Origin of the sequence: Methylobacterium sp. Leaf361 (assembly GCF_001424445.1) — a bacterium.
In the GTDB taxonomy this organism is placed as follows: domain Bacteria; phylum Pseudomonadota; class Alphaproteobacteria; order Rhizobiales; family Beijerinckiaceae; genus Methylobacterium.
The window spans coordinates 50,360-75,052 of sequence record NZ_LMPY01000078.1 but is presented as its reverse complement, the minus strand read 5'-3'; the positions used below and the strand labels follow the sequence as shown (position 1 = coordinate 75,052).

22 protein-coding genes are annotated in these 24,693 nt (G+C 72.7%); 13 read left to right on the top strand and 9 right to left on the bottom strand.

The features are described from left to right. Positions 1 to 14: 14 nt before the first annotated feature. Positions 15 to 800, top strand: a complete 786-nt coding sequence (locus ASG32_RS29950) for an ABC transporter substrate-binding protein (protein WP_082558115.1) — start codon at positions 15 to 17, stop codon at positions 798 to 800. A gap of 370 nt (positions 801 to 1,170) precedes the next feature. Here ASG32_RS29950 and leuS read toward each other — a convergent pair whose 3' ends face one another. After that, a complete protein-coding gene (gene leuS / locus ASG32_RS29945; RefSeq protein ID WP_056533537.1) occupies positions 1,171 to 3,756 on the bottom strand; it encodes a leucine--tRNA ligase in 2,586 nt (861 codons plus the stop codon). A 268-nt stretch (positions 3,757 to 4,024) separates the two neighbouring features. On the opposite strand from leuS, the gene ASG32_RS29940 reads away from it, so the two are divergent. Then, entirely contained in the window at positions 4,025 to 4,732 is a 708-nt protein-coding gene (locus tag ASG32_RS29940; RefSeq protein WP_199866183.1) for a YggS family pyridoxal phosphate-dependent enzyme, read from the top strand. Positions 4,733 to 4,765: 33 nt separating this feature from the next. Here ASG32_RS29940 and ASG32_RS29935 read toward each other — a convergent pair whose 3' ends face one another. Next, positions 4,766 to 5,323 carry a L,D-transpeptidase family protein gene (locus ASG32_RS29935; RefSeq protein WP_056533533.1) on the bottom strand — a complete coding sequence of 186 codons (558 nt, stop codon included), beginning with the start codon at positions 5,321 to 5,323 and terminating at the stop codon, positions 4,766 to 4,768. 377 nt (positions 5,324 to 5,700) lie between these two features. Between ASG32_RS29935 and ASG32_RS29930 the strand changes: the two genes are divergently transcribed. The 9 genes from ASG32_RS29930 (at position 5,701) to holA (ending at position 14,974) form a co-directional block, all read left to right on the top strand. Beyond that, complete coding sequence (locus ASG32_RS29930; RefSeq protein WP_020094282.1) at positions 5,701 to 6,387, top strand: response regulator transcription factor; 687 nt, start codon at positions 5,701 to 5,703, stop codon at positions 6,385 to 6,387. Positions 6,388 to 6,452: 65 nt separating this feature from the next. Next, positions 6,453 to 6,944, top strand: coding sequence for a Crp/Fnr family transcriptional regulator (locus ASG32_RS29925; protein WP_020094283.1), 492 nt, complete (start codon positions 6,453 to 6,455; stop codon positions 6,942 to 6,944). Positions 6,945 to 6,980: 36 nt separating this feature from the next. Beyond that, the gene (dapD, locus tag ASG32_RS29920) at positions 6,981 to 7,856 is read left to right on the top strand and encodes a 2,3,4,5-tetrahydropyridine-2,6-dicarboxylate N-succinyltransferase (protein WP_020094284.1); all 876 of its coding nucleotides are present in this window, start codon (positions 6,981 to 6,983) and stop codon (positions 7,854 to 7,856) included. Positions 7,857 to 7,882: 26 nt separating this feature from the next. Next, a complete protein-coding gene (locus tag ASG32_RS29915; protein ID WP_056533531.1) occupies positions 7,883 to 8,737 on the top strand; it encodes an alpha/beta hydrolase in 855 nt (284 codons plus the stop codon). 161 nt (positions 8,738 to 8,898) lie between these two features. Continuing rightward, the gene (locus ASG32_RS29910) at positions 8,899 to 9,786 is read left to right on the top strand and encodes a phosphatase PAP2 family protein (protein ID WP_056533529.1); all 888 of its coding nucleotides are present in this window, start codon (positions 8,899 to 8,901) and stop codon (positions 9,784 to 9,786) included. 130 nt (positions 9,787 to 9,916) lie between these two features. Further along, the gene (locus ASG32_RS29905) at positions 9,917 to 12,148 is read left to right on the top strand and encodes a TonB-dependent siderophore receptor (protein ID WP_056533527.1); all 2,232 of its coding nucleotides are present in this window, start codon (positions 9,917 to 9,919) and stop codon (positions 12,146 to 12,148) included. Positions 12,149 to 12,255: 107 nt separating this feature from the next. Next, positions 12,256 to 13,215: an AEC family transporter gene (locus ASG32_RS29900; protein WP_056533525.1), complete on the top strand. Its 960-nt coding sequence runs from the start codon at positions 12,256 to 12,258 to the stop codon at positions 13,213 to 13,215. Positions 13,216 to 13,384: 169 nt separating this feature from the next. Beyond that, a complete protein-coding gene (gene lptE / locus ASG32_RS29895) occupies positions 13,385 to 13,930 on the top strand; it encodes an LPS assembly lipoprotein LptE (protein WP_056533523.1) in 546 nt (181 codons plus the stop codon). Between the two features lie 6 nt (positions 13,931 to 13,936). Then, a complete protein-coding gene (holA, locus tag ASG32_RS29890) occupies positions 13,937 to 14,974 on the top strand; it encodes a DNA polymerase III subunit delta (RefSeq protein ID WP_056533521.1) in 1,038 nt (345 codons plus the stop codon). Positions 14,975 to 15,265: 291 nt separating this feature from the next. Here the strand turns inward: holA and ASG32_RS29885 are convergent, their stop codons facing one another. The 4 genes from ASG32_RS29885 to mnmG form a co-directional block, all read right to left on the bottom strand. Next, positions 15,266 to 16,159: a ParB/RepB/Spo0J family partition protein gene (locus tag ASG32_RS29885; protein ID WP_026605106.1), complete on the bottom strand. Its 894-nt coding sequence runs from the start codon at positions 16,157 to 16,159 to the stop codon at positions 15,266 to 15,268. Between the two features lie 61 nt (positions 16,160 to 16,220). Then, positions 16,221 to 17,078 (bottom strand): AAA family ATPase, encoded by an 858-nt coding sequence (locus ASG32_RS29880; protein WP_020094293.1) that lies wholly within the window; start codon positions 17,076 to 17,078, stop codon positions 16,221 to 16,223. After that, the gene (gene rsmG / locus ASG32_RS29875; protein WP_056533519.1) at positions 17,075 to 17,710 is read right to left on the bottom strand and encodes a 16S rRNA (guanine(527)-N(7))-methyltransferase RsmG; all 636 of its coding nucleotides are present in this window, start codon (positions 17,708 to 17,710) and stop codon (positions 17,075 to 17,077) included. Before rsmG ends, ASG32_RS29880 begins: the two co-directional genes overlap by 4 nt. Next, positions 17,707 to 19,608, bottom strand: coding sequence for a tRNA uridine-5-carboxymethylaminomethyl(34) synthesis enzyme MnmG (mnmG, locus tag ASG32_RS29870; RefSeq protein ID WP_056533517.1), 1,902 nt, complete (start codon positions 19,606 to 19,608; stop codon positions 17,707 to 17,709). The genes rsmG and mnmG overlap by 4 nt, the downstream gene beginning before the upstream one ends. Positions 19,609 to 20,010: 402 nt before the next feature. Here mnmG and ASG32_RS34660 point away from each other — a divergent pair, with 402 nt between their 5' ends. After that, a complete protein-coding gene (locus ASG32_RS34660) occupies positions 20,011 to 20,160 on the top strand; it encodes a hypothetical protein (RefSeq protein ID WP_020094296.1) in 150 nt (49 codons plus the stop codon). A gap of 148 nt (positions 20,161 to 20,308) precedes the next feature. Here the strand turns inward: ASG32_RS34660 and ASG32_RS29865 are convergent, their stop codons facing one another. Both ASG32_RS29865 and ASG32_RS29860 read right to left on the bottom strand, forming a co-directional pair. Then, entirely contained in the window at positions 20,309 to 20,530 is a 222-nt protein-coding gene (locus ASG32_RS29865; protein WP_026605107.1) for a heavy-metal-associated domain-containing protein, read from the bottom strand. A gap of 68 nt (positions 20,531 to 20,598) precedes the next feature. Beyond that, on the bottom strand, positions 20,599 to 21,471 hold the full coding sequence (locus ASG32_RS29860; RefSeq protein WP_244492316.1) for a MipA/OmpV family protein: 873 nt from the start codon (positions 21,469 to 21,471) through the stop codon (positions 20,599 to 20,601). 240 nt (positions 21,472 to 21,711) lie between these two features. Here ASG32_RS29860 and ASG32_RS29855 point away from each other — a divergent pair, with 240 nt between their 5' ends. Continuing rightward, a complete protein-coding gene (locus ASG32_RS29855) occupies positions 21,712 to 23,247 on the top strand; it encodes an EAL domain-containing protein (protein WP_082558114.1) in 1,536 nt (511 codons plus the stop codon). Positions 23,248 to 23,299: 52 nt separating this feature from the next. On the opposite strand, the gene ASG32_RS29850 is transcribed toward ASG32_RS29855, so the two are convergent. Next, positions 23,300 to 24,586, bottom strand: a complete 1,287-nt coding sequence (locus ASG32_RS29850) for a porin (RefSeq protein ID WP_056533513.1) — start codon at positions 24,584 to 24,586, stop codon at positions 23,300 to 23,302. Between the last annotated feature and the right edge of the window lie 107 nt (positions 24,587 to 24,693).

The following is a 24,693-nucleotide window of genomic DNA, read 5'->3' as shown; positions in this document are numbered from 1 at the left end:
AGGGAGCGACCGTCATGCGGATCCGCGCGGCCCTCCTCCTCCTGCTCCTCCCCGCCGCCGTCCACGCGGAGACGAAACCGATGGCGCCCGATCCGACGGTCCTGCACGACCTCGCCCCCACCGGCACGCTGCGGGCGGCGATCAACCTCGGCAATCCGGTCCTGGCCCAGGCCGGCGCCGACGGCCCCGCGGGGGTGTCGGTCGACCTCGCGCGGGCGCTGGCGGCCCGGCTCGGCGTGCCGGTGGCGTTCGTGACCTTCCCGGGGGCCGGCGCGGTCTCGGGCTCGGCGGGCTCCGGGACCTGGGACATCTGCTTCCTGGCGATCGACCCGAAGCGGGCGGAGGGGATCGCCTTCACGGAGCCCTACGTGCTGATCGCCGGCAGCTACCTCGTGCCGGCCGCCTCGCCGATCCGGTCCCCGGAGGCGGTGGACCGCGACGGCGTGCGCGTCTCGGTCGGGCGCGGGAGCGCCTACGACCTGTATCTGACCCGCGCCCTCCAGCACGCGACCCTGGTGCGGGCCCCGACCTCGGCCGAGGCGATCACGGCCTTCGCCCGGGACGGGCTCGACGTCGCGGCCGGCGTGCACCAGCCCCTCGCCGCCTACGCGGCGGCGCACCCGGAGGTGCGGCTGCTCCCGGGCCACTTCATGGAGATCCCGCAGGCGATGGGAACGCCGGTCGGGCACCCGGCGGGCGCCGCGTATCTCGCGGATTTCGTCGCGCGGGCGAAGCGGGACGGGCTGGTGCGGCGCGGCCTGGAGGCCAGCGGACAGGATCCGGAGCTGGCGGCGCCATGAGTTATCGGCGGCCATCGAACCCGCACACCTCGTCCTGAGGTGCGAGCGGAAGGCGCCTCGAAGGAGCCTCGAAGGAGCCTCGAAGGAGCCCTTTCAGGGCTTGTGCGGCCGACTGGATCCCTCATTCGAGGCCTGCTGGGGCAGGCACCTCACGATCGGATCTACGGACGGACAGAGGATCGAGCGGAACCTCACGATCCGGGGTTCTCTCCATGTCCCGAGGAGTCTCTCGGCCGGCGTCACGCGCTCCGTCATCACGAGCGAAGCGAAGTGACCCAGGGTAGCGCGACCTCGGTGGGCGTCGTGCCGCTGGGTTGCTTCGCTCCGCTCGCAAAGACGGTCAGATCGATGCCATCAACCGGACGCCGGATCACACCACGAGGTTCACGATCCGCCCCGGCACCACGATCACCTTCCGCGGCGCCTTGCCCTCCAGCACCTTCTGGACGGCCTCCAGCGCCAGGGTCGCGGCCTCCACGGCCTTGGCGTCGGCGTCCCGCGGCACGGTCACGTCCGCGCGCTTCTTGCCGTTGATCTGAACCGGCAGGGTGATCTCGTCCTCGACCAAGAGCCCCGCCTCGGTCTCGGGCCAGGGCGCCTGGGCGACGAGGCCGCCGCGGCCGAGGACGGACCAGCACTCCTCGGCGAGGTGCGGCATCATCGGGGCGATGAGCTGCACCAGGATGCCGGCCGCCTCCTGGGCGGCACCGGCCGAGACCGGCCCGCGCAGGCCGTCCTCCAGGGCGTTGGCCAGGGTGTAGATGTGGGCGACGCAGCGGTTGAAGCGCAGGCGCTCGATATCGTCCTGCACGGAGGCGAGCGCCCGGTGGGCGGCCTTGCGCAGGGTCAGGTCCGCGGCGCCGTCGCCCGCCGCCTGCCCGGCCGCGTTCACCAGCCGCCAGACCTTCTGGACGAACCGGGCAGCGCCCTGCACGCCCTCCTCGGTCCAGATCACGTCGCGCTCGGGCGGCGAGTCGGACAGCATGAACCAGCGCGCCGTGTCGGCCCCGTAGCTCGCGATGATGTCGTCGGGGTCGACCACATTCTTCTTCGACTTCGACATCTTCTCGATCGGGCCGATCGCGATCGGCGCCTGAGTTTTCACGTGAAACGCGCGGCGCTCACCCTCCTCGGTGGCGAAGCGGATCTCGGCCGGCGGCACCCAGGCGCCGGCCGCGTCCTTGTAGGTCTCGTGGACGACCATGCCCTGCGTGAACAGGCCGGCGAACGGCTCGGCCACGCCGGCCCAGCCGGTCTCGCGCATCGCCCGCATGAAGAACCGGGCGTAGAGCAGGTGCAGGATCGCGTGCTCGATGCCGCCGATATACTGGTCCACCGCCAGCCAGCGGTCGACCACGGCGCGGTCGGTGGGCGCGTCCGCCAGCCAGGGCGCGGTGAAGCGCGCGTAGTACCAGGACGAGTCGACGAACGTGTCCATCGTGTCGGTCTCGCGCCGGGCCGGCGCGCCGCAATGCGGGCAGGGCACGTTCCGCCACGCCGCGTCGCGCTCCAGCGGGTTGCCGGGCTGATCGAACGACACCTCCTCGGGGAGCTTCACCGGCAGGTCGGCCACCGGCACCGGGACCGGGCCGCAGCTGTCGCAGTGGATGATCGGGATCGGGCAGCCCCAGTAGCGCTGCCGGGAGACGCCCCAGTCGCGCAGGCGGAACTGGACCTTGCGCCGGGCGACCCCCTCCCCTTCGAGGCGCCGGGCCACGGCCTCGAAGGCTTCGTCCGTGCTCATCCCGTCGAGGAAGCGCGAGTTGATCATCCGCCCGTCCTCGACATAGGCGGTGTCGGTGATCACGAAGCTCGCCGGATCCTGCCCCTCCGGGCAGACCACGGGCGTGTTGCCGAGCCCGTACTTGTTGGCGAAATCGAGGTCGCGCTGGTCGTGCGCCGGGCAGCCGAACACCGCGCCGGTGCCGTACTCCATGAGCACGAAGTTCGCCACGTAGACCGGCAGCTCCCAGGACGGGTCCAGGGGATGGCGGACGGTCAGGCCGGTGTCGAAGCCGTGCTTCTCGGCGGTGTCGATCGCGGCCTGGGCAGTGCCGGTGCGACGGCACTCCTCGATGAAGGTCTGCAGCTCCGGCCGTCCCTCGGCCAGCGCGGCGGCCAGGGGATGGTCGGCGGCGATCGCCAGGAACTTGGCGCCGAACAGCGTGTCGGGCCGGGTCGTGTAAACGGTCACCGGATCGGCCGCGCCGGCCGCCGGCCGGGCCAGGGCGAACTGAACCTCCAGGCCCTCCGAGCGGCCGATCCAGTTCTTCTGCATCAGCCGGACCTTCTCGGGCCAGCGGTCCAGCCCGTCCAGGGCGGTCAGCAGGTCCTCGGCGAAGTCGGTGATCTTGAAGAACCACTGGGTCAGCTCGCGCTGCTCCACCAGGGCGCCGGAGCGCCAGCCGCGGCCGTCGATCACCTGCTCGTTGGCCAGCACCGTGTGGTCCACCGGGTCCCAGTTCACCTTCGCGGTGCGGCGGGTGACGAGGCCCTTGGCCAGGAAGTCCAGGAACATGCGCTGCTGGTGCTTGTAGTAGTCGGGATCGCAGGTCGCGATCTCCCGGCTCCAGTCGAGCGACAGGCCCATGGCCTTCAGCTGGTCGCGCATCGACGCGATGTTGGCGTAGGTCCAGTCCCGCGGGTTGACCTTGCGCTCCATGGCGGCGTTCTCGGCCGGCAGGCCGAAGGCGTCCCAGCCCATCGGGTGCAGCACGTTGAAGCCGCGGGCGCGCTTGTAGCGGGCGACCACGTCGCCCATCGCGTAGTTGCGGACGTGGCCCATGTGGATGCGCCCCGACGGGTAGGGGAACATCTCGAGCACGTAGTATTTCGGGCGGCCGTCGGCATTGTCGGTCTCGAACAGCCGCTTCTCGGCCCAGGCCTCCTGCCAGCGCGGCTCGGCATCCTTGGCGTTGTAGCGCTCGACGGGCTGGGGGGCGGTGCTGGCGGTCATGGATCCGGCTGCGTCAGGGGCTCGTCGGTCATTCCGAAGGATGACCACGGCACGGTCGCGCCGCGATAGCATATCTGCGCCGCAGCCGGTCAACGCGGCGCGCGATTCGGGCTTGCGCGGGGCGCGCGAACGCATAGGTCGGCGGGGATCAGGCGCGACGACGACGCGCGCCGAGGCTCATACCACGCAGACCGACGCCCGGCAGCGACAGGACAGGCACGCCATGGACGACGCGACGACCGGCACGAATGCCCCTCCGACCGACGGGATGGGACAGAGGACCGACAAGCTCCCCGTCGGTCAGGCCGATGTCGCGGCCGGGCTCGCCGAGGTGCGCGCCGCCATCGCCCGCGCGGCCGAGGATTCGGAGCGCGACCCGGCCGAAGTGCAACTCGTGGCGGTCTCCAAGACCGTCCCGGCCGAGGGCATCCTGCCGGCGCTGAAGGCCGGCCATCGCGTCTTCGGCGAGAACTACGTCCAGGAATCCACCGCGAAGTGGCCGGCCCTCCGCCACCGCTTCCCGGACGTGGAGCTGCACCTCGTCGGGCCGCTGCAATCCAACAAGGCCCGGGAGGCGGTGGCGCTGTTCGACGTGATCCACTCCCTCGACCGGCTGTCGCTCGCGGCGGCCCTGGCCAAGGAGATCGAGCGGTCCGGCCGGACCCCGAAGCTGCTCATCCAGGTCAACACCGGCGCGGAGCCGCAGAAGGGCGGCGTGCTCCCGGACCAGCTCGCCACCCTCCTCTCGGAGTGCCAGGAGACCCACGGGCTGGCGATCCAGGGCCTGATGTGCATCCCGCCCGCGGACGACCCGCCCTCGGCCCATTTCGCCCTGCTGGCCCGGCTCGCCCACGAGCACAACCTGCCGATCCTCTCCATGGGCATGAGCGCGGACTTCCCGGCGGCGATCCAGCTCGGCGCCACCCATGTCCGGGTCGGGACCGCGATCTTCGGGGCCCGGACCCGGAAGGCATGACGCTGGGCCCGGGCCTGAACCTGTGCCCGGGCCTCAGCCGATCCGCAGGTGCGTCCGCGGCCCGAGGCGCCCGAGCAGGCGCAGGAGATCGGCCCGGGCCAGGGCGACGCAGCCCTCCGTGGGGCGGTAGCCGTCACGGGCGATGTGCAGGAAGATCGCCGAGCCCCGCCCCTTCCGGATCGGGGCGCGGTTGTAGTCGAGGTCGATCACCACGTCGTAGAGCCCGTCGCCCCGCCACATCGATTCGGTGCTGACCCCCGGGGCCGGCAGGCGGATCGGCCGGTTGTAGCGGCGGTCCCGGCTCTCGTCGCACCAGCCGTCGTCGGGGCGGGTCGCCCGCAGGGGCAGCAGCGTGCGCGGCCGGACCGCGAGGTGGTCGGGCCGGTACGCGCCGCCGCGCAGGCGGAAGCGCCCGCGCGGCGAGCCGCCGTCGCCCTCGCGCTTGTCGCCGACGATCCCGCCCGCCCCGAGGGCGCAGGGAATCACCGCCGGGCCGACGAGGAGCTGCCCACGCCGCCGGTCCCCGACGAGGGCGCGGACGCGGATCTCCCCCAGGGTCAGGCGGATGGGTCCCCTGCTCGGCCGCCGCATCTCCGTCCTCCCGAATCCGCCCGGTCCCGGGGCCTTATGCCCGGGATCGGTACTTCGAACCGGTGAAAAATTGCGCACAAGGCAACTTCCGGCCACAAAGGATGCTCTATCTCTCGGTTGAACCCGGGCCGCCGAGCCGGGATTCGGGAGCGCGCCAGCCCCCCGCCGCGCCGCGGGGACCGCCGCCGTGATCCCGGAGCGGCGCGCCCCCGATCCCGCAGCCCGTTCGCCGGGGCGCTTGTCACGGCGGCGAAAGGATGCGGAAACACAAGCCTGGGTAGGGTCGTCCCGCGATCCTGCCGAGATCTGACATCATCGCATGCTGCACCCGGCAGGCGGCCCTCGCCCCTCCCGCAGCACGCATTGGGGCCCGGACGATGCCGAATGTCTACCGCCTGCTGATCTGCGACGACGACGCGGTCCTGCGCGATACCCTGACCGAGCAGCTCGATCTCTGCGACGAGTTCACGGTCTTCACCGAGGCCAACGCCACCGACGCGATCCGGCGGGTCGCCGCGGAGCGGATCGACCTCGCCGTCATGGATGTCGGCCTGCCCGACCTCGACGGGCGCGAGGCTGTGCGCCGGATGCGCGCCGCCGGCTTCCGCGGCCCGGTGATCATGCTGACCGCCCAGGATTCCGAGGCGGACCACGTCGAGGGGCTGGAGGCCGGCGCCAACGACTACGTCACCAAGCCGTTCAAGTTCGGCATCCTGCTGGCCCGGATCCGCGCCCACCTGCGCAGCCACGAGGCCTCCGAGGACGCGGTCTTCCAGATCGGCCCGTACACGTTCCGCCCGGGCGCCAAGCTCCTCGTCGGCGAGCGCGGCTCCAAGCTGAAGCTCACCGAGAAGGAGACCGCGATCCTGCGCTTCCTCTACCGGGCGGGCCGGGCCGTGGTGAACCGCGACACCCTGCTGGCCGAGGTCTGGGGCTACAACGCCCAGGTGACCACGCACACGCTGGAGACGCATATCTACCGGCTGCGCCAGAAGATCGAGCCGAACCCCGCCACCGCCGCGATCCTCGTGACCGAGGGCGGCGGATACAAGTTGCTGCCCTGACGAATTGAAGCTTTACGTGTAGGCGATCCGGCGGGTTCGCGTATGCGCAGGGTGGTGAGGCGTTCTTGGGGCTCGACGACGATATCGCGATCCTCGCGGCCGCGCCGCTGTTCGGCTTCCTCGACCGGGACGCCCTGCGCCTGCTGACCTTCGCGGCCGAGCGGCGCGACCTCGCGGACGGCGACCTGCTCTTCGCCCGCGGCGATCCGGCCGATGGCGGCTTCGTGGTGATGGCGGGCACGATCCGCCTGGAGCCCCGGGTTCCGACGGCCGAGCCGGTGCGGGCCGGGCGCTCGGCCCTGATCGGCCAGCTCGCCCTGTTCGTGCGCGGGACGCGCCCGACCGAGGCCCGGGCCGAGGGGAGCGCCGCGGTGATGCGGATCACTCCGATGCTGATGCGCCGCGTGCTGGAGGAGTTCCCCGCCGCCGCGCGGGCCGTCCACGACACCCTGGCGGACGACCTCGCCGGCCTGGTGACCGATCTCGATCAGGTGCGCGAACTGCTCGAGGTCATCGACGGCATCTCCTCAGGTGACAGCTCCGGTGGCCGCTTGTAAGCACGGGCTCCCGCCGCAAGAGTTCTGACCCGTCCCATGTCCCAGGCCGGCAAGCCCCATTCCGATCTCGCCCATTCCGATCTCGCCCAGACCATCGAAGCCGCCTGGGACGACCGCGCCAACGTGTCGACCGCCACCAAGGGCGCGGTGCGCGAGGCGGTCGAGGCGGCCCTGGAGCTGCTCGATTCGGGTAAGGCCCGCGTCGCCGAGAAGTCGGGCAACCACGACTGGGTGGTGAACCAGTGGCTGAAGAAGGCGGTGCTGCTCTCCTTCCGCCTCAACGACATGGCGACGATCGAGGGCGGCCCCGGCGGCGCGCCCTGGTGGGACAAGGTCGCGTCGAAATTCGCCGGCTGGGGCGAGGCCGAGTTCCGCGCCGCGGGCCTGCGCGCCGTGCCGGGCTGCTTCGTCCGCCGGGGCTCCTACATCGCCCCCGGCGCCGTGCTGATGCCGAGCTTCGTCAATCTCGGCGCCCATGTCGGCGAGGGCACGATGGTCGACACCTGGGTGACGATCGGCTCCTGCGCGCAGGTCGGGAAGAACTGCCACATCTCGGGTGGCGCCGGCATCGCCGGCGTCCTGGAGCCGCTCCAGGCCAACCCGGTGATCATCGAGGACGACTGCTTCATCGGCGCCCGCGCCGAGGTGGCGGAGGGCGTCATCGTCGGCCAGGGCAGCGTCCTGTCCATGGGCGTCTATATCGGCGCCTCCACCAAGATCGTCGACCGGACCACCGGCGAGGTCATGTACGGCCGGGTGCCGCCCTACTCGGTGGTCGTCTCGGGCACGATGCCCGGCAAGGCGCTGCCGGACGGCACGCCGGGCCCGGGCCTCTACTGCGCGGTGATCGTCAAGCGCGTCGATGCCGGCACGCGGTCCAAGACCGCCATCAACGAGCTGCTGCGCACCTGATTCATCCGGGACCTGGCGGGAGCGCGATGGAGACGTCCGAGCTGACCCTGACGGTGGCGGGCCGGACGGTGCCGACCCCCTGCGACCGGATCGGGGCGGGGCCGGACGCGCTCCTGCTCCCGGCCCTGTCGACCATCTCGGCGCGGGCCGAGATGCGCGGCCTCGCCGGCCGCCTCGGGACGGAGTACCGCTGCCTCGTCCCCGACTGGCCGGGCTTCGGCGCCCGGCCGCGGGCGCGGGTGCCCCTCGCCCCGGCGACCTTCCACGCCTTCCTGGACGCCCTGCTGGCGGCCGCGCCCGGCCCCTACGCCCTCGGCGTCGCGGCCGGCCACGCCGCCGGCTACCTCGTGGCGGCGGCGCGGCGCCACCCGCGGGCCTTCGGGCGGCTGGTCCTGGTGGCCCCGACCTGGCGGGGACCGCTGCCCACCGCGATGCCGGGGCGGGCGCACTGGTTCCCGCGCATCCGACGGGCCGTGGAGGCCCCGATCCTCGGCGAGGCGCTCTACCGGATCAACATCAGCCCGCCGATCATCGGCCGGATGATGCGCGCCCACGTCTACGCCGACGCGGCCCGGGTCACCCCGGCGGTGATCCGCGACAAGCACGCCATCACCCGCCAGCGCAACGGCCGCTTCGGCACCGCCGCCTTCGTCACCGGCGGCCTCGACCCGGTGGGCAGCCGCGACGCCTTCCTGGCCCTGTTCGGCGACGGCCTGCCGCCGACCCTGGTGCTGCGCCCCGCGGGCGCCCCGCGGCGCTCGGGCGCCGAGATGGACGCCCTCGTCGCCGGCGGCCGCGTGACCGCCGCCGCGATCCCCGGCGCCCTGAGCCCGCACGAGGAGCATCCGGACGCCGTGGCCGCCGCGATCCGGGCGGCGTGAGCGCGGCGCGCGGGCCGGCGCGTGTGACAAGCGGCCCGGATCGCCGCCGCCCCGCCCTGGACAGGCGTGTGTGCCTGTGCAGGGACTGAACGGGCCGGCTGAGCCGTTCCTCCGGCAGCGGGCGCGCCCCGCAGATTCCATCCGAGAGAGTCCCGGATCCGATGCTGCGCACGCCGTCCCTGCCCCTCCTCGCCCCGGCCGCCCTCGTCCTCCTCCTGACCGTCGCGGCTCGCGCCGACGATTCCCCCCGCCCTGCCCCCTCGGCCCCCCCGGCAACGCCCGCGGCCCCGTCCCTCGGTGCCGACACGCTGAAGCCCGGCAAGCCGGCCGTGAAGCCCTACTTGGCCGACGCGGCGGTGCCGGACGCCGTCCAGTTCCTGCCCTCCCCGCCGGCCCACGACGCGCCCCTCGACAAGGCCGACCGGGCGGCCTTCAACAGCACCCGCGCCCTCAAGGGGTCGCCGCGCTGGGAGCTGGCCGCCAACGACGTGTCCGAGGGCGCCGCCGCCGTCCTGGAGAACTTCGCCTGCGTGCTCGGCACCCGGATCGATCAGGCGCGGGTGCCGGCGGTGATCAACCTCCTGGAGCGCGCCCGCCTGGATCTCGCCCGGGCGACGCGGGGACCCAAGGTCCATTACCGGCGCCTCCGCCCGTTCGTCGGCAACGAGGCGCCGATCTGCGTGCAGCGCAGCCAGGCCCTGGCCGACAGCTTCAGCTACCCGTCGGGCCACGCCACGCAGGGCTGGGCCTACGCGCTGATCCTCGCGTCTCTGGTGCCCGAGAAGGCGACCCCGATCCTGGCCCGCGGCCGGGCCTACGGCGAGAGCCGGATCGTCTGCGGCGTGCACTGGCTCAGCGACGTGGCCGCGGGACGCCTGACCGGCACCGCGGTCTTCGCCGCCCTGATGGGCGACGCGGCCTTCCGCGCCGATCTCGACAAGGCCCGCGCCGAGCTTCGCGGCGCCCTCGCCAGCCCCGGGACGGTTCCCGATCAGGCCGCCTGCACCCGGGAGGCGACCGCCCTGCGGGAGCCCCCGCTCGAGTTCTAGGCGCGAACGATTGTAGATTTGAACGCTTCCAAGTGTGTGATTTGCAACACGTTTTCGGCTTGATCGAGCGGCCGTGATCGATGGTACGGGAGCCCCGGGCGCCGTGTAGAGGCGCGTTCGTGGGTCCCCGATGTCGTTTCGTTCCGCTCCGTCCGGTCTGCTCCTCGCCACCACCGCGCTGACCACCGTCGCCCTGGTCCCGGCGGCCGCCGCGCAGGGCGCCGCCGTCCAGCTCGACGAGATCTCCGTGGAGGCCGCCCGCCCGGCCGCCGCGGCCCCGACGGGCGTCGGCGGCGGCGGCGACAATGTCAGCCGCGGCGACGGCGGCGGCGCGGCCACCAGCGGCGGTGGCGGCGGCCCCTCCGGCGTCACCGGATACGTGGCGCGCGTGAGTCCCGCGGCGACCAAGACCAACACGCCCCTGCTCGAGACCCCGCAATCGGTCTCCGTGGTCACCCGCGAGCAGCTCAACGACCGCAACGTGCAGGATCTGGCCCAGGCGATCGCCTACACGCCGGGCGTGTCGAGCAGCGTGTTCGGCTTCGATCCCCGCTACGATGCCTTCTACATCCGCGGCTTCAGCGCGACCTACAACGGCATCTTCCGCGACGGTCTGCGCCTCAATGCCGTCGGCCTGACGATCCCGCGCAGCGAGCCCTACGGGCTGGACGCGGTCACCATCCTGAGGGGGCCGGCCTCGGGCCTCTACGGTCTCGGCTCGCCCGGCGGCATCGTCGACTCGACCTCGAAGCGCCCGGTCTTCGTACCCTTTGGAGAGGTGCAGTTTCAGGCCGGCAACTACGATCGCTTCCAGGGCAATTTCGACATCGGCGGCCCGGTGGCGGGCACCGACGGGACGATGGCCTACCGCGTGACCGGCGTGAAGCGCCAGTCCAACACCTACCTGCCCGGCGGAGACGACGACCGCACCTTCATCGCCCCGTCCTTCACGTGGCGCCCGGATTCTGACACCAGCTTCACCTTCCTCAGCGAGTATTTCGAGTCGCGCCTGCCGGGAACGTCCTTCTTCTACAACGATCCGGGCTTCCGGGTGACCAATTTCTACTCCGGCGATCCGGCGCTCAACCAGTACAAGCAGCAGCAGTATCGCGTCGGCTACGCCTTCGAGCACAGGTTCTCGCCGGACCTGATCTTCCGTCAGAACTTTCGCTACTACGACGTCCGCGCGGATTACGATTACACGTCGATCACGGGGCTGAACCCGGCCCGGACCCTGGGCGCGCGGACGGCCGGCGCCTACCTGGACACGCTGAGCCAGATCTCCCTCGACAACCAGCTCGAGGGCCGCTTCACCACCGGTCCGATCCAGCACACCCTGATCGGCGGGGTCGATTACGCCCATTACGACTACACGCGCGCCTTCGGTTTCGGGGCCGCGCCGGACCTCAACCTCCTGACCTTGAACTACGGGCAGCAGGTCATCGCCCGGCCGCGCTACACGAACTTCCAGAGCCAAGCGCAGGATCAGATCGGCGCCTACTTGCAGGATCAGGCCAAGCTCGGGCGCTTCGTGCTGACCCTCACCGGCCGGCACGACTGGGTCTTCCAGAACACGAGCGACCGGACGGCCGGCACGGTCGCCGACCAGACCGATCGGGCCTTCTCGGGCCGCATCGGCCTGAATTACCTGCTCACCGACTTCCTGGTGCCCTACGCCAGCTACGCCACGACCTTCACGCCGCAGGTCGGCGTCGACGTGAACGGGAACCCGTTCAAGGCCGCGACCGGCGACCAGATCGAGGCCGGCGTGAAGGCGGCCATCCCGAACACCAACATCACGACGTCGTTCTCAGGGTTCGACATCGTGCAATCGTCGCTCCTGCGGCAGGATCCGAACAACATCGCCAATCAGGTCGCGACCGGGTCGGTCGAATCGAAAGGGTTCGAGGCCGAGCTGACGGCGAACTTCGCGCCGGGAACCAACCTGACGCTGTCCTACGCCCACCTCAACCTTCGCTATCTGCGCCAGACCTCCCTGGTCACCGGGCGGCCGATCGACGGCAACGCCCTCTCGGGGATCCCGGGCGACAGCTTCACCGCCTTCGGGACCTATCAATTCGCGCCCGGCTCGCCGCTGGCCGGCCTGCAACTGGGCGGCGGCGTCCGCTACGCCGGGACGAGCTTCGCCGACGACGAGAACACCGTCCGCAACCCGACCGTGACCCTGTTCGACGCGCTGGTCGCCTACGATTTCGCGGCCCTCGACCCGAAGTACAGGGGCTTCCGCGCGCAGATCAACGCGTCCAACATCTTCGACCGCAGCTACACGACCTGCCAGGCCGGGTTCTGCTACCGCGGCGCGCCCGCGACGGTCATCGGCAGCCTGATCTACCGCTGGTAATGTCCGGGAGCGGGGGCCGCGGCATGGCAGGTCCCCGTCCCCGGCACTGGAGCCGGGATCGGAAACCGTCCTAAGGCCGGAGCATCGTCCTCCGACCCGGACCCGCCATGCTCTCGACCCTGCTGGTCGTGCTGCCGATCTTCGCGCTGATCTTCGCCGGCTGGCTGGCCCGGCGCGTCGGCGTGCTCGGGGCCGCCGCCACCACCGAACTCAACCGGTTCGTGGTCTTCCTGGCCCTGCCGGCGCTGCTGTTCGACGTGACCGCGCACGCCCACTGGAGCACCATCTGGAAGCCCGGCTTCATCGGCGCCTTCGGACTCAGCAGCCTCGCGATCTTCGCCCTCGCCGTGCTGATCCGCGGCGGGGCGGGGCGGCCGCTGGCGGACGCCGCGGTCGACGGGCTCAACGCCGGCTACGCCAATACCGGCTTCATGGGCTTCCCGCTGGCGCTCGTCGCCTTCGGGCCGGAGGCGCTCGCGCCCACCACGGTGGCGGCGATCCTCACGGTCTGCGGCGTCTTCGCGGTGGCGATCGTGCTCATCGAGACCGGGCTGCGGCGCGAGGCGGCCGCGTCGGGGAGGGGCGGCGGGGCGCGCCGGCCCGTGTGGTGGACGGTCGGCCGCTCGCTGGTGCGCAACCCGCTGCTGGTGGCACCGGCGCTGGGCGCGCTGGTGCCGAGCGCCGGCCTCGCCGTGCCGGACGCGGTGGCCACGTTCCTGAAGCTCCTCGGCGGCGCGGCGGCGCCCTGCGCCCTGGTGGCGCTCGGCCTGTTCCTGGCCCAGCCCCGCCAGACCGGGGGCGGGCAGGGGCGCACCGCCGCGCTGCTCGTCGGCCTGAAGCTGGTGCTCCACCCGCTCCTGGCCTACGGCCTCGGCCGCTACCTGTTCGACCTGCCCCCGCTCCTGCTGCACACCGCGGTGCTCATGGCTGCCCTCCCCACCGGCACCGGGCCGTTCATGCTGGCGGAGTTCTACCGGCGCGAGGCTGACCTGACCGCCACCGTGGTGCTGGTCTCGACCGTGCTGGCCGTCGTGACGGTCTCGGCCTACCTCGCGGCGATTGCCTAGGCGGCCCGGTCGATCCCGGGCTCTCCGGACGGCCGCAGCCTCACATTCGGAAACCGGGCGACCACGCTCTTGCCGCAGAGGAATCGTAACGTTTGCCCCGTAGCGTCGTGGCGCGGAACGCCGTGTCCGCGCTAGAACGATCCGACAGGCAGGGGCGGAACGACGGCGGATGGTGGGTTCGGGAGTTTCCATCGCGGGGCGGATCGCCCGCCTCGCCTGCGCGACCGGCCTGGCGCTGAGCCTCTCGGCCTGCTTCCGGCCGCTCTACGGGCCGACCGCCTCGGGGGAATCCGTCCAGGCCCTGCTCGCCTCGGTCCAGGTCGACGACGTCGCGATGGCCCAGGGCCAGGAGCGCCTCGGCCACTACCTGCGCAGCGAGCTGGTCTTCGACCTCGACGGGTCCGGCCACCCGGCGACCAAGCGCTACCGGCTGAAGCTCTCGGGCTCCGAGATCGTGCAGACCCCGATCGTCTCCTCCACCACCGGCCGCGCCGAGGCCGGCACCCTGGTGGCCAACATCAAGTACAGCCTGGAGGATATGGGCGGCACCAAGGTCTACACCGAGGGCGTCGCCACCTCGACGGCGACCTACGACCGCTCGGTGCAGCGCTTCGCCAGCCAGCGGGCGGCGCGGGACGCTGAGATCCGTCTGGCCAGCGTGCTGTCCGACCAGATCAAGAGCCGCCTCGCCGCCGTCCTCTCGACGAAGCCGTAATCCGACGTGACGGCGGTCAAGGCCGGCGAGATCGAGGGGCTGATCCGGCGCGGGCCCGATCCGCGCATCCCCGTCATCCTGGTCTTCGGGCCGGATACCGGCCTGGTGACCGAGCGGGCCCGGAAGCTCGCCGAGGATTTCGTCGACGACCCGGCCGACCCCTTCGCGCTGGTGCGGATCGACGGCGACGCCCTCGCCTCCGATCCGGGCCGGCTGTGCGACGAGGCCGGGACCCTGGGGCTGTTCGGCGGCCGGCGGTCGATCTGGGTCCGGCCCGGCACCCGCAACTACGCGCCGGCCGTCGAGGCTGTGCTGGGCGCGGCGGTCGCCGACGCCCGCATCGTGGTGGAGGCCGGCGACCTCGCCAAGAACAACCCGCTCCGCACCCTCTGCGAGCGCTCGCCGAAGGCGCTCGCGATCCCCTGCTACGCCGACGACGAGCGGACCCTCTCGGACCTGATCGAGCGCACCCTCCAGGAGCGCGGCCTGCGCATCGACCGCGCCGCCCGGGAGGTCCTGGCCCGCAGCCTCGGCGGCGACCGCCGGGCGAGCCTGATGGAGATCGAGAAGCTCGCCCTCTACGCCGCGGGGGAGGGGGACTGGACCGTGACCCTCGAGCACGTGGAGGCCGTGACCAGCGACGTCGCGGCGAGCGTGCTCAACACCCTGATCGACGCCGCCTTCGACGGCCGCCGCGACGCGGTGGAGCGCGACTACCGCCGCTTCCGGCACGAGGGCCTCGACCCGGGCGTGGTGCTGGGCTCGGCGCTGCGGCACGCCCTGACGCTGCTCACCACCCGCCTCGACAATCCCGACAAGACGCCCGCCACGATGGTGGCGACGTGGCGGGGCCTGCATTTCAAGCGCAGGGCCAGCATCGAGGGCCAGCTCGGTGCGTGGCCGCCCGGGACCCTCCGGCAGGCCGTGGCGGCCCTGCAGGAGGCCGTCCTCGCCTGCCGGCGGGCCGAGCCCGACCTGGCCCACGCGCTGGCCTCGGCGGCCCTCCTGCGGGTCGCGGAGGCGGGTGCGCGGCGGCGGCGCTGAGGCCGCGCCGTCGGTGGCGCGGATTGCCTATCCCGCACCGGAGAGGGGGGTACCGCGCGACGGTCCCGGCCGGAGAGGCCCGCATGCGAGACGGCTGCGACACGACCCGACGCGGACACCGACGCGCGATGTCGATGCTCCATCGCCCGGCCCGGACCGCCTGACCTGAGCGAGACACCGCGCCCTCTACCACCGCGCGCCGCGGCCTGCTGACCACCCTCGTGCCGGGCCCGCGCCGACCCCGCGCCGGGCTCGCTGAGCCCGGGCCCCCGGGCTGGCCGGGACGGTTCCTCAGGCGTCCGAGACCTTGAACCGGTTGAGGAGGGCCTGCAGCTCGTCCTGGGTCTCGTAGCGGATGCGGATCTCGCCCGAATCGGCGTCCTTGGGCTTGTAGGAGACCGGGACGCCGAGGGCCCGGTGGATCCGCAGTTCCAGGTCGCGCACCGTCGCGGGACGCTCGGCCGAGAGGCGCGGGCGCCCGGGGCGGGGCGTCTCGGCCGGGGCGGCCTCCGCGGAGGCGATCGCCTCCACGTCCCGGACCGACAGGCTCTCGGCCACGACGCGCCGCGCCGTCGCCTCCGGATCGCGCACGGCCAGCAGCGCGCGCGCGTGGCCGGCGGTCAGCTCGCCCGCGGTGACCCGCTCCTGCACGGACAGCGGCAGGTTGAGCAGCCGGAGCGTGTTGGCGAGATGGCTGCGGCTCTTGCCGAGGATCTCGGCCAGCTCCTTCTGGGTGTACGAGAAATCCTTCATCAGGCGCTCGTAGCCGGACGCCTCCTCGATCGCGTTGAGGTCGGTGCGCTGGACGTTCTCCAGGATGGCGAATTCCAGGGAGCCGCGATCGTCGATCTCGACCACCACCACAGGCACCTCGTCGAGGCCGGCGCGCTGGGCGGCCCGCCAGCGCCGCTCGCCGGCCACGATCTCGAAGGTCCCGGGCACGTCGCCGATCGGGCGGACCACGATCGGCTGGATGATGCCCCGCTGGCCGATCGAGGCCGCCAGCTCGGACAGCTCCGTCTCGGCGAAGCTCCGGCGCGGGTTGCGCGGGTTGGCGCGCAGGAACTCGATCGGGACCCGGCGCTGCTCCTCGGCCTTGGCCGAGGCCTTGCCGGCCTCGTTGAAGTCACCGATCAGCGCCGCGAGCCCGCGCCCCAGTCGAGGCTTCGCCCCCTCCTCCGCCATGATCGCCACCCGTGTCACGCTCCACACTCGCCCCTCGAACCGGGAGGGGGACTCAAACCCGTCAGGCCGCGGCCGGAACCCGGCCCTCGCGCTGGATCACCTCCGAGGCGAGGCGCAGGTAGGCCTGACTGCCGGCGCATTTCAGGTCGTACAGCAGCGCCGGCTTCCCGTGCGAGGGCGCCTCGGAGATCCGGACGTTGCGGGGGATCACGGTCTCGTAGACCTTGTCGCCCATGAAGCCGCGCACGTCCGCCACGACCTGGGCGGAGAGGTTGTTGCGCGGGTCGAACATCGTCAGCACGATGCCCTGGATCGTCAGCTTCGGGTTCAGGGCGCCGCGGACCTGCTCGACGGTGCGCAGCAGCTGGCTGAGGCCCTCCAGGGCGAAGAACTCGCACTGCAGCGGCACCAGCACCGCGTCGGCGGCCGCCAGCGCGTTGATGGTCAGCAGGTTGAGCGAGGGCGGGCAGTCGATCAGCACGTAGCTGATCCGGCTGAGGCTCGGCGCCTGGGTCAGGCTCTTCAGCACGCCGCGCAGCCGGTGCGCCCGATCGGGGAGGGTGGCCAGCTCAAGTTCCAGGCCGAGGAGGTCCATGGTCGAGGGCGCCAGCGACAGCCGCGGCACGGCGGTGGGGACCACCGCCTGCGCCAGCGAGGCCTCGCCGGCCATGACCTCGTAGGTCGAGACCCGGCGCTTGGCGCGGTCGATCCCGAGACCCGTGGAGGCGTTGCCCTGCGGGTCGAGATCGACGACCAGCACGTCCTCGCCGATCGCCGCCAGGGCGGTGCCGAGGTTGATCGCGGTCGTGGTCTTGCCGACGCCGCCCTTCTGGTTGGCGAGCGCCAGAACGCGCAGAGGGCGTCGCATGGATGAATCCATGGACCTGTCGGCGGGGTCGCCGAGGATCGCTTCGCTCATCGGTGGCTCGGGGCGGCGAGGGCAGTGACGCGCACGATCCGGGCTTCGGAATCGGTCCGGCTCGGCACGAGGTCGTTAACGACTCTCCACTGCGCGCCGGCCTGGGTCAATTCGGCTTGTACGTCCCGCCCCTTCGGAAACAGGCCGGTGGTGCCCGTTTTCAACAGAGGCTCCGTCCAGGCGAGGAGCTGCGCCATCGGGGCGAGGGCGCGGGCGCAGACCACGTCGGTCCCGACGTACTCGCCGATCACCGCCTCGATCCGGGCGTTGCGCACCCGCGCCGGCGCCCCGGTGAGCCGGGCGGTCTCGGTGAGGAACGCGCATTTGCGCGCGTTGCTCTCGACGAGGTCGACCCGAACGCCGCGCTCCCGTCCGGCGATGGCCAGGATCAGGCCCGGTATCCCCGCGCCGGAACCGAGATCGAGCCACGTGCGGGCCTCCGGCGCGAGGTCGAGGAGCTGCAGCGCGTCGTCGATGTGGCGACTCCAGACCTCCGTCAGCGTCGCTGGGCCGACGAGGTTCTTGATCGGCTGCCAGCGCCGCAGCTGCGCCACGTAGAGGTCGAGCCGCTCCGCTGTTTCACGTGAAACACCGGCCGCCGCCAGGATGCGGGCGCGATCCGGATCGCTCATGCCGGGAGCCGGTCCGCGGGGGACGACGCCGCGCGCGCGCCGCGCCGCGCGTGGGCGGCCAGCAGGGTGAGGGCGGCCGGCGTCACGCCCTCGATCCGCGCCGCCTGTCCCAGGGTCCCGGGGCGCACGGTCTCGAGCTTCACCCGCATCTCGTTCGAGAGGCCGCTGATCGCCGCGTAGTCCAGCCCCGCCGGCAGGCGCACGGCCTCGTCCCGGCGGAAGGCCGCGATGTCGGCGTCCTGCCGGTCGAGATAGACCGCGTAGGTCGCGTCGGTCTTCATCCGGTCGGCGATCCGCGGGGCGACCTCGGCGAGGTCCGGCCACACCGCCGCCAGGTCGGACCAGCCGATCTCCGGGTAGGCGAGGAGCTGGAAGCCGGTGCGGCGGATGCCGTCGCGGTTCAGGACGATCCCGTGGGCCGCGGCCTGGCTCGGCGTCAGGCTCACCGCGTCAAGGCGGGCGCGCGCCGCGTCGAGCGCCGCCTGCCCGGCCGCGAAATGGGCCGCCCTGTGTCCCCCGACGCAGCCCAGCGCGATCCCGCGCGGCGTCAGCCGGGCGTCGGCGTTGTCGACCCGCAGGGACAGCCGGTACTCCGAGCGCGAGGTGAACATCCGGTAGGGCTCGCTGACACCCTGGGTCACGAGGTCGTCGATCATCACGCCGAGATAGGACTCGGCCCGGTCGAAGCCCGCGATGCCGAGGCCGCCCGCGTGCCGGGCGGCGTTGAGGCCGGCCACCAGCCCCTGGCCGGCGGCCTCCTCGTAGCCCGTCGTGCCGTTGATCTGGCCGGCCAGGAACAGGCCCGGCAGGCTCTTCACCTGGAGGCCGACGTCGAGTTCCCGGGGGTCCACGTAATCGTACTCGATGGCGTAGCCCGGCCTCAGGATCGCGGCCCGCTCCAGTCCGGGGATCAGGCGGACGAGGTCGTGCTGCACCTCTTCGGGCAGCGCCGTGGAGATGCCGTTCGGGTAGATCGTCGGGTCGTCGAGACCTTCGGGCTCCAGGAAGATCTGGTGCCCCTCCCGGTCGCCGAAGCGCACGACCTTGTCCTCGATCGACGGGCAGTAGCGCGGGCCTCGGCTGGCGATGCCGCCGGAATACATCGGCGAGCGGTGCAGGTTGGCGCGGATCAGGTCGTGGACGGCCCGGCTCGTCCGCGTGATGCCGCAGCGGATCTGCGGAGTCGTGATCCGCTCGGTCAGCGTCGAGAACGGCACCGGCTCGGCGTCGGCCTCCTGCATCTCCAGGCCGGACCAGTCGATGGTCCGCCCGTCGAGGCGCGGGGGCGTGCCGGTCTTCAGGCGCCCGAGGCGGAGGCCGATCCGGTCGAGGGTCCGCGCCAGCCCGACCGCCGGCGCCTCGCCGACGCGGCCCGCCGGGATCTGCCGCTCGCCGATATGGATCAGGCCGCGCAGGAACGTGCCGGTGGTCAGTACAACCGCGCCGCAGGCGAGGGTTCGGCCGTCGGCCAGGACGAGGCCGCGGAGGCGGCCCTCGGCGTCGAAGGCCAGATCCTCGCAGGCGCCGGCGATGACCGTCAGCCCCTCGGTCCCGGCCACGGCCGCCTGCATGGCGGCCGCGTAGAGCTTGCGGTCGGCCTGGGTCCGGGGGCCGCGCACCGCCGGACCCTTGCGGCGGTTGAGCAGGCGGAACTGGATGCCGGCCGCGTCGGCGACCCGGCCCATGAGACCGTCCAGGGCATCGACCTCGCGGACGAGGTGGCCCTTGCCGAGGCCGCCGATCGCCGGGTTGCAGGACATCGCCCCGATCGTCGCCGGATCGTGGGTGACCAGCGCGGTGCGCGCGCCGCAGCGCGCCGCGGCGGCGGCGGCCTCGACGCCGGCATGGCCGCCGCCGACGGCCGCGACGTCGAACCGGGCGGAGGAGGGGGTGAGCATCGGGTACCGAGCAGCCTTTCGCGGACATCCCGCCGCGGGTGCGAGGAGCGCCCCTGGCCGTGCACGGCGGGTGGGCGCGGGACCGGCGGATCTGCCGGGAGGTCTAAGCGCGCGAAGGCGCGCGGGTCAACGCGTCCCGCCCGCCGCAACGACGCCCCCTTGCCGGCGGCGGATCCTCTGAATGCGGTATTCAGAGCGCCCGCCCCGCGAAGATCTGTCGTTCCCACGCGCATTGCTGTCGCGGAGCCCGCGAGGACTTGGGCGTCGCGCCTTGTCAGCAGCTGCGGGCCGTGCAAATCTTGCGCCGTGACGCGATCCTGTGCGGACAACGCCGTCCGGCAGGCCCACGAGAGGGACCGTTTTCGCCGCGCCGCCGAGCGACGCGCGAGGAGGAGACTCGAGATGTCGTCGCTGACAATCGGCCTGGGCGCCGCCTGTTGCGCGGCCGGCGCCGCCGCCCATTTCCTCGACCGCACCCGGCGCAAGGAAGGCCTGTTCGGCCTCGCGGGCTTTGCCCTGCTCCTGACCGGGATGTTCCTGAGCCGCTCCTGAGGGCGGTTCCCGGGGGCGCGTCGTCTCGGGCCAGGCTTCCCGCCAGGCTTCCCGGCCGAGCGTCGCGCCGGCCGGGAGGACCGCACCGTGCGCGCGGACGGCCGCACGGTGCCTCCCGCGGCCCGCGAACGCGGGGCGCCGAGCCGGCTCAGCCGGTCATGGCCGTCGCGGTGTAGCCGGCCTTGGTCAGGGCCTCGGCGATGGTCAGCGCCTGCGCGTCGGTGCGGATCGCCACGCGCGCGGCGTCCCGGTCGACCTGCACGTCGGCCGCGGGATCGATCCGTTTCACCGTGCGGGTCACCGCGGCGGCGCAGCCGTCGCAGGTCATGCCCTCGACCCGCATCAGCAGGTCGGCGCGCGTCTCGTCCATCGGGGCCTCCATAACCGCTTCCCCGGGATGTCGGGGCCCGGCGGGGCCGGCGCAAGCCGGGTGTCGGCTCAGAACAGCGCCGGCATGCGGAAGGCGTAATCGATGCGCAGGCCGAACTGATACTGGTTGGGGTTGCCGAATGGGCGCCGCACCAGCGGGCTGTTGCCGGAGGCGCCCAGGATCCGGGTGTAGCCGGCATAGGCCGTGTAGGCCCAGGTCTCGCTCTGCGTGTAGGTCACGCCGCCGAGCACGCCGGCCGAGTAGAAGCTGCGCGGATCGTAGGGGGTGACGCGCCCATTCAGCGCCGCCTCGATCGGCGAGACGCCGAAGTATTTCCGGGCGTAGCTGGCATCGCCGACATTGAGGCGTGGCCCGATGGAGAACAGGAACTTCTCTGCCGGGATCAGGTAGTCGGCCGCCACCGAGCCGACCGTTCCGTGGTGCCCGTAGACGCCCTGGCGCAGCTCGACGCGGGTCCGGATGAACGAGACCGGGTAGAACTCCGCGAACACGCCGGGCTCCACGGCGAAGCGGGCGTCGCGGAAACCGTACAGGTGGCGCCGGTCGTCGCCGTAGTAGCGCCCCGGCACGAAGCGCGCGGTCGGGCCGATGCGGAACGACTCGGTGTCGAAGAGCGAGAAGCTGAACCCGTCGTCCGGCGTCGAGAAGCGGCGCGGCTCGCCGACCCGGCGGATGTCGATCGACGGGTAACCGACGGCCGTGTAGTCGCTCGCGCCCGGATAGCGCGGCACGGCCTGGATCGAGCCGCTCAGCGTGACGATCCAAGTGTTGGGATCGACCATCGCGAAGGTCGGCGTGGTGCGCGGAAGATCCGCGCCGAGATCCGCGGCCCGCGGCGCCGTCGTGCCGAGGGTCGCGAGGAGCGCGCCGGCGCCGAGAACGGCGCGAAATCGGGGAGTACGCGGGGGGGCGGGCGTCATGGCCACGCTTTATGGTCCTTTTTCATCCCGTCCGCATTCGCAAGCCGCGCAACCCTCCCCGGATCGCCCCGCAATCGGGTCCGCCGTGATGAATCCGCAACGTTCCAGCGGGCGCGGGCGTCACACCGCCCGGAATTAACAGGCGGCGACGCGCCATCGCGGTCCCTGAGCCTTGCCGGGCGGGGTGCGGGCGGCCAATGATCCTGCGATTCGGTTCGCGCCCGGTGGGGATCGCTCGGGATGTCCCCCGGCGACCGGCGCGCGTTCCTGGCAGGTGTTCAGACGATGGTCCCGGTCCTCGGCCGGTACGCGGGGCTGCTGACGGTCGGCCTTCTCGGGCTCGTCGTTCTCGGGCCGCTCGCGGTGTTCCTGCCGCTCTGGAGTGCCCTGACGCTCGGCGCCGCGGCCGCCCTGGCGGGCGGTCTCGCCCTGACCCGTATCGCCACCCTCAAGGCGCGCTGCGAGAAGCTGTCCGGCGAGGTCGATCTGCTGTCCCGGCGCCTGCTCAAGGTCGAGACGGCGGCCGCGACCGCGGCGGCCCAGCCGCGGCCCGAGACCGCCGAGGCCGCCCTGCGCGCCCAGATCGAGGAACTGACCGTCGAGTTCGGGCTCCTCAGCGGGATCGTCCGCGACCTCACCACGGTCGTGAGCGCCCAGGATGCCGAGATCGCGGGCCTCAAGGCCAAGCCGGAGATCGCGCCCGAGATCGGGCCCGCGATCGCACCCGCCGAGGCGCCCCGGCCCCTGCCCGCGGTGCCCGGCGCAGCCCTTCCGGATGCCGCAGCGGCCCCGTCGCCGCAGCCCGTGCCGGTACCGCCTCCGCAGATTCAGGCCGCCCCGCTCGAGCAAGTCCCGCCCCGGTCTCAGCTCGCCCCGGCCTCGGCCCCGTCCGTCCCGGCGCGGCCGATTCCGCCGCGGCCGATCCCGCCCCGGCCCGCAATCCCCCCCGCGGACGAGGGCGCGATCGTCGCGGCCTTCGAGGGGGACGGTCTGGAGATCCACCTGCAGCCGGTGGTCACCCTGCCGCAGCGCAAGGTGGTGGCCTACGAGGCGCTGGCCCGGCTGCGGATCGGCGGCCCCGGCGCGCCGCCGGCCGAGCCCGAGGTTTTCCTGCCGGTGCTGGAGCGCTACGGGCGCACCACCGAACTCGACCGCCGCATGCTGCAGCGGGCCACGATCGTGGCGCGCCACCTCGCCCGGCGCGGCAGCGAGACCCTGCTGACCTACGGGCTGTCGCCGCTGTCGCTGTTCGAGCCCGGCCTCCTGCGCGAGCTGGCCCGTACGGCCGCCGACGATCCGGCCCTGGCCGGCCTGACCATCGCGCTGCCGCAGGAGAGCTGGCGCCGTCTCGATGCCGGCCAGCGGGGCCTGCTCGCGCCCCTGCAGGGTCGGATCGGGTTCAGCCTCGACCGCCCGGACGACCTCCGCTTCGATGCGGCCGAACTCGCGGCGCTCGGCATCGGGCAGGTCAAGGTGCCGGCGGAGATGCTGCTCCGGCCCGGCGCGGGCCGCGGCACCCTGTCGGACATCGCCCTGGAGGACACCGCGCCGGCCCTGGCCCGGGCCGGGATCCGCGTCGTCGCCACGGGCGTCGCCGACGAGGCCGACGTCCCGGACCTGATCGACCTCGACGTGCCGTTCGCGCAGGGGACGGCCTTCGCGGCTCCGCGCCCGGTGCGCGCGGAGGTCCTGGCGACCCCGCCCGCCGAGGAGCCGACGCCCCCGCCGGAGCCGGAGCGGCGCCCGTTCCGGTCGGTCCTGCGCAGGGCGGTGTGAGAGCCCGTGTGAGGGGCCGTGCCCGGGCACGCTGCCGGCCCGGCGGTCCCCGTCACCAGTAGATCTGCAGGCGCGCGATCACCGTGTCGACCGAGAACGGGCGGGTGCCCAGCGTCTCGGCCTGGGCCACCCCCGGCTGCACGCGCCCGTGCACGACGTTCCCGATCAACCGGAGGTTGGGCTCGGGATACCAGCTCAGACCGAGGGTCACGTCCTGCTCCATGCCCCCGCGGAAGCCCCGGGCGTCCAGGTCGACGGCGCTGTAGCGCGCCGCCAGCTCGAACACCCCGATCCCGCCCCGGGAGAGCCGCTGCGCCTCCGGAACCGTCACGCCCCGGAAGGTCGCGTAGGTGGTGCCGCTCTGCGGCGTCAGCGCGTAGGCGCGGCCCTCGCCGTTGAGCACCAGGGCCGCCTCGACGTAGCCGCCCTGGAAATCGAGCGCGGCGCCGGGCTGGCCGGGACCGCGGAACGGCTGCAGCGTGGCCCGGATGTACTCGGCCTGCACCAGGAGCGGACCGCGGCGGTAGGCCAGCTCAGCGCCGAGGCGCGACACGCTGGCGGCGTCGGGGAGGTCGCCCGTATCCACCAGGGGGCGCTCGAACAGGAAGGCGCCGGCGGGGCTGGAGAAGCTGAAGGCCCCGTCCGACCGGGACCGGCTGCGGAAGACCCCGGCGAGACCGAGATGCAGGGTCTCGTCCCCTTCCATGATCGGCGCGACGGTGGCGCGGGCCGCCACCGCGACACCGTCCCCGTCGATGCCGCTGCTGGCGGCGTTGCCGAAGACGCCGACCACCGCGGTCCAGGCCGCCCCGTGGTGCCCGGCGGCGAAGCCGAACCGGCGCTCCGGCACGAGGGCGTTGGCCACCGAGCGCTCGGCGAACAGCGTGTCGTTGTTGCTCTGCAGCCATTCCAGGCTGAAGGGCTCCTTCATGTTGCCGAGCGTCAGGATCGTGTCCGGAAGCCCCTTCCAGGCGACCAGCGCGTCGTTGATCGGCAGCATCGGGTCGGCGAAATCGTACTGGAAGGCGATCACCCAGTCGCGGCCGATCGTGAGCGTCGGCTCGATCCAGGCCCGGCGCACGGCGACGTTGTCGGGGAAGGCCTCGGGCAGGTCCGGCCGGCTGAAACCCGCCGCGCCGCCGTCGATGTGCAGCCGCCCGCCGATCTGGAGCTTCACGTCGGGCTCGGGGAAGGTGAGCGTCAACCCCTTCGCGTCGTAGCGCAGGCGCTCGCCGTAGGGGCCGGCCATCCCCTCGAACGCGTCCTCGCCGGCGCTGGCGGGGCCCGCCAGGGCGAGGGACACGGCCAGGATGGCCGGTGCGGTGCGCGTTCCGATCACGCGACCAGCAGAGAGCAGGTCGGCCGGGCGGCGCCAATCACCTGGCGCAGTTAAAGCCGGAAATCCGCGCGTCGTGGCCCGGCGGCCACGACCGTCGGCGGTCGGAC